Origin of the sequence: Paraburkholderia bengalensis, from assembly GCF_037126505.1 — a bacterium.
GTDB classification, from domain to species: Bacteria; Pseudomonadota; Gammaproteobacteria; order Burkholderiales; family Burkholderiaceae; genus Paraburkholderia; species Paraburkholderia bengalensis.
In genome coordinates this window covers 1-12,499 of the sequence record NZ_JACFYJ010000003.1, presented here as the reverse complement: position 1 = coordinate 12,499, position 12,499 = coordinate 1, and the positions used below count along the sequence as shown (strand labels likewise).

Here is a 12,499-nt window from a genome sequence, read left to right as displayed (position 1 = left end):
ACGCCGTACGCGCTGCCGAAGTCATGCGTAAAAGCGGCAACAACATTCGACGATCAGCATTCGATGATGTTCACTGCCAGCCCGCCGCGCGACGTTTCCTTGTACTTGGTTTTCATGTCGGCGCCTGTTTCGCGCATCGTCTTGATGACGGAATCGAGCGACACGTAGTGACTGCCGTCGCCGCGCAGCGCCATGCGCGCCGCGTTCACCGCCTTCACCGATGCCATCGCGTTGCGCTCGATGCATGGAATTTGCACCATGCCGCCGACGGGATCGCACGTGAGGCCCAGGTTGTGTTCCATGCCGATTTCAGCGGCGTTTTCGACTTGCAGCGGTGTGCCGCCCATCACGGCCGCGAGCGCGCCCGCCGCCATCGAGCAGGCCACGCCCACTTCGCCCTGGCAGCCCACTTCCGCGCCGGAAATCGATGCGTTCAGCTTGTACAGAATGCCGATTGCTGCAGCCGTCATCAGAAAGTCGAGCACGCCTTGCTGGTTCGCGTGCGGCATGAAGCGGGTGTAGTAATGCAGCACGGCGGGAATGATGCCTGCCGCGCCGTTGGTCGGCGCCGTGACGACGCGCCCGCCCGCCGCGTTTTCTTCGTTGACGGCGATCGCGTACAGGTTGATCCAGTCGACCATCGACAGCGGGTCCTGCAAGGCGCGTTCAGGATTGCCCGTGAGCGCACGATACAGTTGCGGCGCGCGGCGCTTCACCTGGAACGGCCCTGGCAGATTGCCTTCGGCGTCGGGATTGTTGATGCCGCAGCCGCGCGCGACGCACGATTGCATCACGTCCCAGATTTTCAGCAGACCGACCCGCGTTTCTTCGTCCGTGTGCCATGCGCGCTCGTTTTCCCACATCAGCTGCGCGATGCTCTTGCCCGTCTTCTTGCACATTTCGAGCAGCTCGGCGCCCGTGCGGAACGGATACGGCAATTGTTCGACGGCTGCGAGCACTTTCGTGTTCGGCGCACCCGCCGTCACGACGAAGCCGCCGCCGACCGACAGATACGTGGATTCGCGCAGCGTCTCGCCGTTGGCATCGAATGCGCGCAGCTTGAGGCCGTTCGGATGTTCCGGCAGTGCCTGCCGGTAGAACGAGATGTTGTCCTTCAGCACGAACGGCACGCCGTGCTTGCCGAGCAACGCGAGCGTACGCGATGTGCGAACCTGTTCGAGGCGAGCCGCAATGGTGTCGGGATCGACGGTGTCGGGCGCGTCGCCGAGCAGGCCGAGCATCACGCCGCGATCGGTGCCGTGGCCTTTGCCCGTTGCGCCGAGCGAGCCGTACAGATCGACTTTCACCGATGCCGTGCCGTCGAGCAGGCCATCGCGCTCGAGCCCTTGCGCGAACATCAGCGCTGCACGCATGGGTCCGACGGTGTGTGAACTCGACGGACCGATGCCGATTTTGAAGAGATCGAAAACGCTGACTGCCATCACTGCTCCTGCTAACAAAGGATTCGTCTGTGCTGCGTTGCGCGGGTAGCGCGGCAGCTCGATGCGCCGTGTGTGATCGACACGCGGCGCGCAGCGCGTGCTTAACGCGCGGGTAACGGCAGGCACACGGCGAGCCACGCGGGCGGCGTCGGTGCCAGTTTGCGCGCGACGGGCGTGTAGCGTCCGTCGAGCCGCGCGGCGAGGTGGTACAGCTCCGCCGCATTCTTCGGGTCCCACTGCCCACTATAGCCGGGCAAACCGGCTTCGCGGCGTTTCGCATCGAACGGCACGCTCGAATGCACGAATTCGTCGTGCGTTTTTTCGCCGGTTGCGTAGGGCGTGAGCCAGTTCAGTGCGGCCGCGAGCGTCGCGCCGCTCGGTGCGCGTTCGTTGAGCCAGTTGCGGTTGTGGCGGCGCGCCGCGAGCGCGGCCGTCACGAGCGGCTGCAGATCGTACGTGACGTAGTGCAGTGCATCACGCTCGCCGAAATCGACGGTGGTGCCGTCGGGCGCGATATTGTCGTTGATGTGCTCCACGTACAGGCGCTGCGCGTTCTCGATCATCTTGCGGTTATCGAGCGTGAATGCCGCCATGGCGATCAGCTTCACGCGATGGCTCTGCCAGTTGTTGCGGAACGTGCCCGCGAGCGGCCGCTTTTGCGCGTCGATCTGCGCGATATAGCCGTTGGCGAGCTTTGTCAGAAACGACATCGTCGCGTTGCGGGTCTTGACGGGCAGCGCGCTCGCCGTCATGTCGTACGCGAGAATCAGGCCCTCGAACGGCGATTCGTCGATCGGGTTGTACGACGGCTCGTAGGTCGTGACCCACGCGGTGAGCAGACGGTCGACGAGTTTCAGATAGCGGTCGTCGCTGGTCGCGCGCCACGCGAGCGCGGCATCGCGCAACAGGTCGAGATCTTTCTCGGCTTCCTTGCTTTGATCGTAGATGCCTTCGTGCGGCAGCGTGCCTTCCGTATGCAACTGGCGCACGGCATGCGCCGGCTCGTTCAGATGGGCCTGCACATTGCTCACGAGCGCCTTGACGCCGGGATCGGCGTTGGTGCGCTCGCTGGTTTGCAGCGCCGGCGCGGCGCAGAGATTCATTGCGGCATGGGCGGCCGGTGCGCAGAACGCGGCAGCCAGCAACAGCAGTGCGGCAAACGGGAAAGCGGAACGGGGATATTGCGGCGCGCGCGTACGCTGTGTCGTCGGCTGCATCATTCGCACCTGTCGCACCATGCGAAACTCCTTCGTTGGGCTGATTCGGTGTGTGATGGTACCGGTTTGACGCGCCAAGCGACAGGACTGCGGGAAGAACCGCGCATCGCTCGGGAGAAAGCGGCGCGCGGTTCACACGACTTCAACACATCGGCGTTATTCGTAATCGGCCACAGGCACGCACGAACAGAACAGATTGCGGTCGCCGTATGCGTTATCGGCGCGGCCCACAGGCGGCCAGTACTTCTTCGCAATCAGCGACGGCAGCGGATACGCCGCCGTTTCGCGCGCATAGCCATGCGCCCATTCGTTCGCGACGACGACAGCCGCCGTGTGCGGCGCATGCTTCAGCGGATTGTCTTCGCGATCGCTGCGGCCTTCCTCGACGTCACGGATTTCGTTGCGAATCGCGATCATCGCTTCGATGAAGCGGTCGAGCTCTTCCTTCGATTCCGATTCCGTCGGCTCGACCATCAGCGTGCCCGGCACCGGGAAGCTCATCGTCGGGGCGTGGAAGCCGTAGTCCATCAGGCGCTTTGCCACATCGTCGACGCTGATGCCGCTCGTTTCCTTGATGGGACGCAGATCGAGAATGCATTCGTGCGCAACCAGCCCGCCCGGACCCGAGTACAGCACAGGGTAATGCGGGGCGAGCTTGTTCGCGACGTAGTTCGCGTTGAGGATCGCGGTTTCCGTCGCGGCCGTCAGGTTCTGCGCGCCCATCATCGCGATGTACATCCACGAGATCGGCAGGATCGACGCCGAGCCGTAAGGGGCGGCCGACACCGCGCCGATGCCGTTTGCGTCGCGCTCGTAACCGGTCGACGTCTGATTCGGCAGGAACTTCGCCAGATGCGCGCCCACAGCAACGGGACCGACGCCCGGTCCGCCGCCGCCGTGCGGAATGCAGAACGTCTTGTGCAGGTTCAGGTGCGAGACGTCGCCGCCGAACTGGCCGGGCGCCGCGAGGCCGACCATCGCGTTCATGTTCGCGCCGTCCACGTAGACCTGGCCGCCGTGCGCGTGCACGATTTCGCAGACTTCACGCACGTTCTGTTCGAACACGCCGTGCGTCGACGGATACGTGATCATGATGGCCGCGAGCTTGGCCGAATGCTGCTCGGCCTTCTTCTTCAGGTCGTCGATATCGACGTTGCCTTGCGCATCGCACGCGACGACGACGACCTGCATGCCCGCCATCTGCGCCGACGCCGGATTCGTGCCGTGCGCCGAAGCGGGAATCAGACAGACATTGCGATGACCTTCGCCGCGCGACTCGTGATACGCGTGAATGATCAGCAAGCCGGCGTACTCGCCTTGCGAGCCCGCGTTCGGTTGCAGCGACACGGCTGCGTAACCCGTTGCGGCAACCAGCATCTGTTCGAGCTGATCGATCATTTCGCGGTAGCCGACGGTTTGCTCGGCGGGTGCAAACGGGTGAATCTGGCCGAATTCGGGCCACGTGACGGGCAGCATTTCCGATGTCGCGTTCAGCTTCATCGTGCACGAGCCGAGCGGGATCATCGAGCGGTCGAGCGCGAGGTCCTTGTCCGACAGGCTGCGCAGATAGCGCAGCATTTCCGTTTCCGAATGATGACGGTTGAACACGTGATGCGTCAGATACGCGCTTTCGCGTTCGAGCGATGCCGGGAACGTGTTCGATGCACCGAGCTTCGCATCGAGCTCGTCGATTTGCGGCACGGTCTCGGCGAATGCGGCTTGCGCGAATGCCGCGAGCAGATCGGCCAGATCGGCGCGCGTGGTGGTTTCATCGAGTGAAACGCCGACGCGCGTGTCGCTGACGTGGCGCAGATTGATGCGCTTGGCCGTCGCGGCATCGTGCAGCGCTTGCGTGCGCGGACCCGTCTCGAACGTGAGCGTGTCGAAGAACGACTCGTTGACGAGCGTGTAGCCGAGTTGCTTCGCGCCTTGCGCGAGCAGCGCGGCGATGCGGTTCACGCGCTGCGCGATCATCTTCAGGCCGCGCGGGCCGTGATAGACGGCGTACATGCTGGCCATGATCGCGAGCAGCGCCTGCGCCGTACACACATTCGACGTCGCCTTTTCGCGGCGGATGTGCTGTTCGCGCGTTTGCAGCGCGAGACGCAGCGCGGGGTTGCCTTGCGCATCGACGGTCACGCCGACGAGACGCCCCGGCATCTGGCGCTTGAACTCGTCGCGCACGGCGAGATACGCCGCGTGCGGGCCGCCGAAGCCGACGGGCACGCCAAAGCGCTGCGAGTTGCCGACAGCCACGTCCGCGCCCCATTCGCCCGGCGGCGTGAGCACCGTGAGCGCGAGCAGATCGGCGGCGGCGACCACATGGCCGCCCGCAGCGTGGATCGCGTCAGCGAGCGCGCGGTAGTCGCGCACGTCGCCGTTCACGCCCGGATATTGCAGCAGCACGCCGAATGCGTTCGAAGCAGCGGCATCCGCAGCCGGGCCGACCTTGACCTCGATGCCGACGGGCTTCGCGCGCGTCTTCACGACTTCGATGGTTTGCGGCAGCACGTCGTCTGCCACGTAGAAAATGTTCGACTTCGGCTTGCCGACGCGTTGCAGCAGCGTCATCGCTTCGGCGGCGGCCGTCGCTTCGTCGAGCAGCGAAGCGTTCGAGATCGCCAGACCCGTCAGGTCGACGATCATCTGCTGATAGTTCAGCAGCGCCTCCAGACGGCCTTGCGAGATTTCCGGCTGATACGGCGTGTACGCCGTGTACCACGCCGGATTTTCGAGCACGTTGCGCAGGATGACGGCGGGCGTGTGCGCGTTGTAATAGCCCTGACCAATGTACGAGCGGAACACCTGGTTCTTGTCCGCGAGTTCGCGCAGCGCGGCGAGCGCTTCGGCTTCGCTCTTCGGCTGGGCGAAGGGGCCGAGCGGCAGCGCGTCCTGGCGGCGGATCGTTTTCGGAATCACCGCGTCCATCAACGCGGCGCGCGATGCGAAACCGAGGGCTTCGAGCATCGACTGCTGATCGGCGCCATCCGGGCCGATGTGCCGTTCGGCGAAGGCGTCATGCACTTCGAGCGCGGCGAGCGAGAGGGGCGTGCGGTTCATCAGATGATCCGGGTGTTCGAGCTTCATGGAGTGTTCCTGCCGGCGCGGTGTTCCTGTGTGCTGAACGCCGCGCCCGTCGTGAGTAAAAGACTTATTCGCCGATCGACTTGCCGTAAGCGGCCGCGTCCATCAGTCGATCCTGCGAGGCGCCGGCAGCCGGCTTGATCTTGAACAGCCAGTTGTCGTACGGCGCGCTATTCACGGCGTCCGGCGTGTCGGCGACGCTCGCGTTGGCTTCGATGATCTCGCCCGACACGGGCGCGTAAATGTCGGATGCGGCCTTCACCGACTCGATGACGGCGACGGTATCGCCCGCCGACACGGTCTGGTTCAGTTGCTGCACTTCGAAGAAGACGATGTCGCCGAGCGCTTCCTGCGCGTGGTCGGTGATGCCGACCGTCAGCGTGCCGTCCGCTTCGGTGCGGACCCATTCGTGCGATTCGGTGTATTTCAGATCGGCCGGGATGCTCATCGGATGCTCCTAAACGGTTTGATTCGGTTTGACTTGAATAGTGGGACGCACGCGACGTTGTTGTGCCGTGACGCTGATCGTGTGATCGATCAGCCGACGAGCACTTTGCCGTTGCGCACGAATGGCAGTTTAACCACGCTGGCGGGAAGTGCCTTGTCACGTATCTGGACATGCACGACGTCGCCCGGCTGCACGCCCTTCGGCACGCGCGCGAAGGCGATCGATTCCTGCATGGTCGGCGAGAACGTGCCGCTCGTGATTTCGCCGTCGCCGTTCGGCGTGACGACTTTCTGGTGCGCGCGCAGCACGCCCGCTGCCTTGCCGTTGTCCTTGTGCAGGATCAGGCCGACGAACGACGCGTTCGAGCCATCCGCTTCGAGCTTCGCCCGTCCGATGAAGTCGCGCGGCGCGGAAAGATCGACGGTCCATGCGAGACCGGCGTCGAGGGGCGACACGTTGTCGTCCATGTCCTGGCCGTACAGGTTCATGCCCGCTTCGAGCCGCAGCGTGTCGCGCGCGCCGAGGCCGGCGGGGCGCACGCCTTGCGCCTGCAGCGCGTTCCACAGCGCTTCGACGTGATCGGCGGGAACGATGATTTCGAAGCCGTCTTCGCCCGTGTAGCCGGTGCGCGCGACGGTCAGCTCGCCGAACGGGGTATCGGTGACGCGCGCGGCGTTGAACGGCTTGAGGGATTCACTGGCGGCGCGGGCGTGGGGCACCGTCGCCCAGACTTTCTCGCGCGCGTTCGGGCCCTGCACGGCGACGATCGCGTAATCGCGGCGCGGCGTGATGCTCAGGCCGAAGCCTTCTTCGTCATTGAGCTTGTTGAACCACGCAACATCTTTTTCAGCCGTGCCCGCATTCACGACGACGCGGAAATGGTCTTCGCCGAAGTAGTAGACGATCAGATCGTCGATCACGCCGCCTTGCGGGTTCAGCACGCACGAGTAGAGCGCCTTGCCCGGCGTCTGCAGTTTGCCGACGTTATTGGCCAGCGCGCGCTCGAAGAACGCGCGCACGCGTGCGCCCGTGAAATCGACGACACACATGTGGGAGACGTCGAACATGCCGGCGTCGGTGCGCACGGCGCGATGCTCTTCGATCTGCGAGCCGTAGTTGACGGGCATGTCCCAGCCGCCGAAGTCGACCATGCGGGCATTGAGCGCGCGGTGCGTGGCGTGGAGCGGGGTGTGTTTGAGTTCGGTCATCGGGGCCTCGGGCATCGCTAAACAGGAAAGGCCATGCGGCGAAACCCCTCGCGCCCCCATTTCGGGCCCACGAGCGATAACTGCATGCCCCCTCTGTCCTCGATACCTGAGAGATTGCGCCGCCATCAGCGAGTGCTGACGGGCGTGACGCGCGCCCCTTCGGTGGGCAGCCTGCGCGTGCCAGATACGTGCATTCGCGCTACTGCCGCTCTCCAGAGTGCGAAAAACGCTCGCTCATTCGTATGAGGTCATTGTGACCGGATGACAAGCGGGGTTTTTCGACGCGTTCGGTCCTTTTGCCTGAGAGTTTGCGGGTGTGCCCCTTCGGCGGCGCTGGCTGCTGCGATAGCTGGACGACAGCAGGCGGCGCGCTCTCCCGACGCGTGCGGCGAATGTACGCGAGGGCCTGTGGCTTGTCAATTCGGGACGCGCGCGCCGTATCTGGCTTGCGTTGCAGGGCGGTGCGGCGCGCGGGCGGTCAAAAATGACGCCGTGACGACGGGTGGACGGATCGACTGCGTGCCTGCAAAACACTCACGCGCGGCGAGTGCTGCGAACGCGGACATAGATGAAGAGCGCGGACCTCGCTCGGGCCCGCGCTTGCCGCGTCGGCCGATCAGCGGTTGATCGCCGCCGACGCCGTATCCAGTTCCTGATTCAGCACGCGCTGTTCGTCGCCCGTCAGACCGCCGCCGTGCTGCGCGGCCATGTCGCGCGACTCCTGGCGAATCGTATCGAGACGGCGGTGCAGCGCGGCGCCTTCGGGCGGCGCATAGTGGCCTTGATTCACGCGGGCATCGATATGGCGGCCCATGTTGTCGATGCGGCCGTCGACCTGTTCGAGGCGGTGCACGGCCGCGGCGTGCGGATTGACCGCCGGACCGGGCTCGGCGATCTGCCGCGACGGAGGCGGGACACACGCGGCCAGCGACGAAACCAGCGCAAAGCCGCCCAGCGCGCGAATGATGCGTTGCATAAGTTCTCTCCTTTCTGATCGATTGCGTATCAATGCGGGAAGCAGCAAACGACGCTGCCGCGCGATCACGTGCGGCAGGCGTGTTCTCTAAACGGTTTGTTTGCCGATCCTGCGATCGGCACGGACGGGGTTGCGATCTGCAAGGCCCCGAAAGGCGTCGTGAAGTCCGCCACGGCGGGCGGCAAACGGAAGCGCGCCGCGCGCTCCCGTTCGTTAGACGCCGCGCGCGAACGGCAGACGGATGCCTTCCTTCTCGCTGCGATTCGCCAGTTCGATGATGGTCATGACATCCACGGCGTCCTGCGCGCTGACGGGGAACGGCGCGCCGTCGTGAATCGAGGCCGCGAGCGCGCGGTAGAAATCGACATAGACGCCGTCACGCGTCGGCAGTTCGCGCTGCACTTCGTGTTCGCCTTCCAGTACGCGCAACGTGCCGGCTTCGTTACCCGCGCCGAAACCCGCGTCACCGGGGCGCAGGCCCGCTTTCAGCTGGTCTTCCTGTGTGTCGAGCCCGTATTTCACATAGCTGCCCCGCGTGCCGTGAATCGTATAGCGCGGCGCGACGATGGCCGTCAGCGCGCTCGCGTGCAGCACCACTTCGTGATTCGCGTAGCCGAGCAGCAGATGCAGGTAATCCGGCGCGCTCGCGTTGTCGCGATAGGCCTTGACCGTGGCGTAGACCGTTTCGGGCGCGCCGAACAGCGTCAGCGCCTGATCGATCAAGTGCGGCCCGAGATCAAACAAAAGCCCGCCGCCGCGCGACGCCTCTTCGCGCCAACGCTGCCGGATACCCGGCCGGAAACGGTCGAAATGCGATTCGAAATGCGTGATGCGCCCCAGCTCGCCGCTCGCGATCAGTTCACGCACGCTCAGGAAGTCGCCATCCCAGCGGCGGTTGTGGAACGGCGCGAACAGCAGTCCCTTGCCACCCGCGAGATCAGCGAGCGTGCGCGCGTCGGCGGCCGACAGCGTGACGGGCTTGTCCACCACCACATGTTTGCCCGCTTCGAGCGCGCGGCGCGCGAGGTCGAAGTGCGTGTCGTTGGGCGTCGCGATCACGACGCATTCGATGTCGGCCAGCGCGAGCAGGGCGTCGATATCGGCGACGATCCGCGCATCCGGATAGTCCTCGCGCGCCTTGTCGGGCTGCCCGGTGGCGATCGCGGCGACGTGCGCGCGTCCGCAGTGCTCGATCACCGGCGCGTGAAACGTGGCGCCCGCAAAGCCGTAGCCCATCAAGCCAATTTTCAGCGATGAAGACATGCGTGCTTCCTGCAAAAGCGGCGCGCCGCAGGGGGGGCGGCGCGCAACGCCGCAATTGTGGCACGGACGCGCTTTGCCTCGCGCCGACGTTGTCCGGACGGCATAAGCCGCGGCATTCCCGAGGGCATTCGTGTTAACATCGCGGCTCTCGAGCGAACGGCAAAAAGCGCATGGAATCAATTGCGTGGCGCATCGCGGGCGGTTCGGCAACGCGCCGGCAAGCCGCCTGACGCGACGCACCACGAGCGCCGCGCCGGCGCCGTTTCGTTACACGTTCTCGGGCCGTTCATCCCGCATCGCGCCCTCAATCCACTACTCATCCACACACGATGTCCGCAGGCCTGAATCCCGCTCAAAGCGAAGCGGTGCGCTATCTCGACGGTCCGTGTCTCGTGCTCGCGGGCGCGGGCAGCGGCAAGACGCGCGTGATCACCCAGAAGATCGCGCATCTGATCGAAAACAAGGGCTTCGAGCCGCGCCACATCGCCGCCGTCACGTTCACGAACAAGGCAGCGGCGGAAATGCGCGAGCGCGTCGGCAAGCTGCTCGAAGGCAAGACGCTGACGGCGCCCGGCAAGGAAGGCCGCAAGGTGCCCGTCAACCAGCTGACGGTGTGCACGTTCCACTCGCTCGGCGTGCAGATTCTGCGTCAGGAGGCCGAGCACGTCGGGCTGAAACCGCAGTTCTCGATCATGGATTCCGACGACTGCTTCGGCATGATCCAGGAGCAGGTCGGCTCGACGGACAAGGGCTTTATCCGCAAGATCCAGACGATCATCTCGCTGTGGAAGAACGGCCTCATCATGCCGGACGAGGCGATGCGGATTGCATCGAACGAAGACGAGCATCAGGCCGCCATCGTTTATCGCAATTACGTTGCGACGCTGCACGCGTATCAAGCCGTCGATTTCGACGATCTGATCCGGCTGCCCGCGGAGCTTTTCAAGGCCAACGAGCAGGTGCGCGATCGCTGGCAGAACAAGCTGCGCTATCTGCTGATCGACGAGTATCAGGACACCAACGCGTGCCAGTACGAACTGGTGAAGCTGCTGGCCGGCCCGCGCGCCGCGTTCACGGCGGTCGGCGACGACGATCAGGCCATCTACGGTTGGCGCGGCGCCACGCTCGAAAACCTTGCGCAACTCAGCAAGGATTTTCCGAAGCTGCACGTGATCAAGCTGGAGCAGAACTACCGCTCGACGGTGCGCATTCTCACGGCCGCGAACAATGTGATCGCGAACAACCCGAAGCTGTTCGAGAAGAAGCTGTGGTCCGAGCACGGCATGGGCGATTCGATCACCGTCACGGGCTGCAACGACGAGGAGCACGAGGCGGAATCGGTCGTATTCCGGCTGTCGGCGCACAAATTCGAGCGCCGCGCGCAGTTTCGCGACTACGCCATTCTGTATCGCGGCAACTTTCAGGCGCGCATCTTCGAACAGGTGCTGCGGCGCGAGCGTATTCCGTATGTGCTGTCGGGCGGCCAGTCGTTTTTCGACAAGGCAGAGATCAAGGATCTGTGCGCGTATCTGCGCCTGATCGCGAACGCCGACGACGATCCCGCGTTCATCCGCGCGATCACGACGCCGCGCCGTGGCGTCGGCAACACGACGCTCGAAGCGCTCGGCGCGTTCGCGGGTCAGGCGAAGGTGTCACTGTTCGAGGCCGTGTACATGGGCGGCATCGACGCGCGGCTGTCGGCTCGTCAGGTCGAACCGCTGCGCGTGTTCTGTGATTTCATGCAGCGTCTTCGAGATCGGGCCGAGAAAGATGCGGCGTCGTCCGTGCTCGACGATCTGATGGAGGCGATTCACTACGAAGCCTACCTGTACGACGCATTCGACGAGCGTCAGGCTCAGTCGAAATGGCAAAACGTGCTGGAGTTTCTTGAGTGGCTGAAGCGCAAAGGCACGAAACCTGAGCCAGAAGCGGGCACGGAACAGACCGGCTACGACAACGCCGACGGTCTCGCCGACACCGGCAAGAATCTGCTTGGACTGATTCAGACGGTCGCGCTGATGTCGATGCTTGAAGGCAAGGACGAAGATCCCGACGCCGTGCGTTTGTCGACGGTGCATGCGTCGAAGGGGCTCGAATATCCGCACGTGTTTCTGGTGGGCGTCGAGGAAGGCATCATGCCGCATCGCGGCGGTTCGGAAGACGATGGCCCGATAGACGACGAGCGTATCGAGGAAGAACGCCGCCTGATGTACGTCGCGATCACGCGCGCGCAGCGCAGCCTGCATCTGAACTGGTGCAAGAAGCGCAAGCGGGCGCGCGAGACGGTGGTGTGCGAGCCGTCGCGATTCATTCCCGAGATGGGGCTGGATGAAGCGCCGCCGCCGACGCCGGAAGAAGCGCCGATGTCGCCGAAAGATCGCCTGGCGAGCCTCAAGGCGCTGCTGCAGAAGGCTTGATCGGCGGCAGCGGCTTACGCTGCGCGAAATGCTGTTGGCATAAAAAATCCCCGCTCGAAGGCGGGGATTTTCGTTTGCGCCTGGAAAGGTGCGCGGTGCTTACTTCGACGCGTTGACCATGTAATCGACGGCCGCTTTGACATCGGCGTCCGACGCGTTCGATCCGCCTTTTGGCGGCATCGCCCCCTTGCCGTGCAACGCGTAGTTGTAGACGGTATCCATGGGCTCCTTCAGGCGGGGCGCCCACGCTTCCTTGTCGCCGAACTTCGGCGCGTTCAGCACGCCTGCCGCGTGACACGCCTGACAAACCTGCTGATACAGGGCCTTGCCCGCCAGCGAAGCGTCGGCGCTCTGGGTCGCGCCCGACGCCGGCGCGGCGCTTTGCGGCACGTTCGCCATCGCTGCCATTGCGGCGGCGGCCTGCGCGCTGGCGGCGTCCGCGGG

General features: G+C 64.6%; 9 protein-coding genes and 2 riboswitches. Of the genes, 1 reads left to right on the top strand and 8 read right to left on the bottom strand.

From position 1 onward, the window contains the following. Window positions 1-53: 53 nt before the first annotated feature. From H3V53_RS02740 to H3V53_RS02710, 7 genes are all read right to left on the bottom strand, one after another. Window positions 54-1,442, bottom strand: a complete 1,389-nt coding sequence (locus H3V53_RS02740) for an L-serine ammonia-lyase (RefSeq protein WP_336596615.1) — start codon at window positions 1,440-1,442, stop codon at window positions 54-56. A gap of 101 nt (window positions 1,443-1,543) precedes the next feature. Further along, on the bottom strand, window positions 1,544-2,680 hold the full coding sequence (locus H3V53_RS02735; protein ID WP_336596614.1) for an alginate lyase family protein: 1,137 nt from the start codon (window positions 2,678-2,680) through the stop codon (window positions 1,544-1,546). Between the two features lie 135 nt (window positions 2,681-2,815). Beyond that, window positions 2,816-5,746, bottom strand: a complete 2,931-nt coding sequence (gene gcvP, locus H3V53_RS02730) for an aminomethyl-transferring glycine dehydrogenase (RefSeq protein ID WP_336596613.1) — start codon at window positions 5,744-5,746, stop codon at window positions 2,816-2,818. A 64-nt stretch (window positions 5,747-5,810) separates the two neighbouring features. Next, on the bottom strand, window positions 5,811-6,191 hold the full coding sequence (gcvH, locus tag H3V53_RS02725) for a glycine cleavage system protein GcvH (RefSeq protein WP_054918217.1): 381 nt from the start codon (window positions 6,189-6,191) through the stop codon (window positions 5,811-5,813). Between the two features lie 89 nt (window positions 6,192-6,280). After that, a complete protein-coding gene (gcvT, locus tag H3V53_RS02720) occupies window positions 6,281-7,399 on the bottom strand; it encodes a glycine cleavage system aminomethyltransferase GcvT (RefSeq protein WP_336596612.1) in 1,119 nt (372 codons plus the stop codon). Between the two features lie 83 nt (window positions 7,400-7,482). After that, window positions 7,483-7,625: riboswitch (glycine riboswitch) on the bottom strand. 52 nt (window positions 7,626-7,677) lie between these two features. Beyond that, window positions 7,678-7,787: riboswitch (glycine riboswitch) on the bottom strand. A gap of 228 nt (window positions 7,788-8,015) precedes the next feature. Then, on the bottom strand, window positions 8,016-8,375 hold the full coding sequence (locus H3V53_RS02715; RefSeq protein ID WP_336596611.1) for a hypothetical protein: 360 nt from the start codon (window positions 8,373-8,375) through the stop codon (window positions 8,016-8,018). Window positions 8,376-8,588: 213 nt separating this feature from the next. Further along, window positions 8,589-9,638, bottom strand: coding sequence for an oxidoreductase (locus H3V53_RS02710; protein ID WP_336596610.1), 1,050 nt, complete (start codon window positions 9,636-9,638; stop codon window positions 8,589-8,591). Between the two features lie 329 nt (window positions 9,639-9,967). On the opposite strand from H3V53_RS02710, the gene H3V53_RS02705 reads away from it, so the two are divergent. After that, complete coding sequence (locus H3V53_RS02705; protein WP_336596609.1) at window positions 9,968-12,055, top strand: UvrD-helicase domain-containing protein; 2,088 nt, start codon at window positions 9,968-9,970, stop codon at window positions 12,053-12,055. Window positions 12,056-12,154: 99 nt separating this feature from the next. Here the strand turns inward: H3V53_RS02705 and H3V53_RS02700 are convergent. Then, window positions 12,155-12,499: c-type cytochrome (locus H3V53_RS02700; RefSeq protein WP_336596608.1), on the bottom strand; the 345-nt coding region annotated here is incomplete at its 5' end.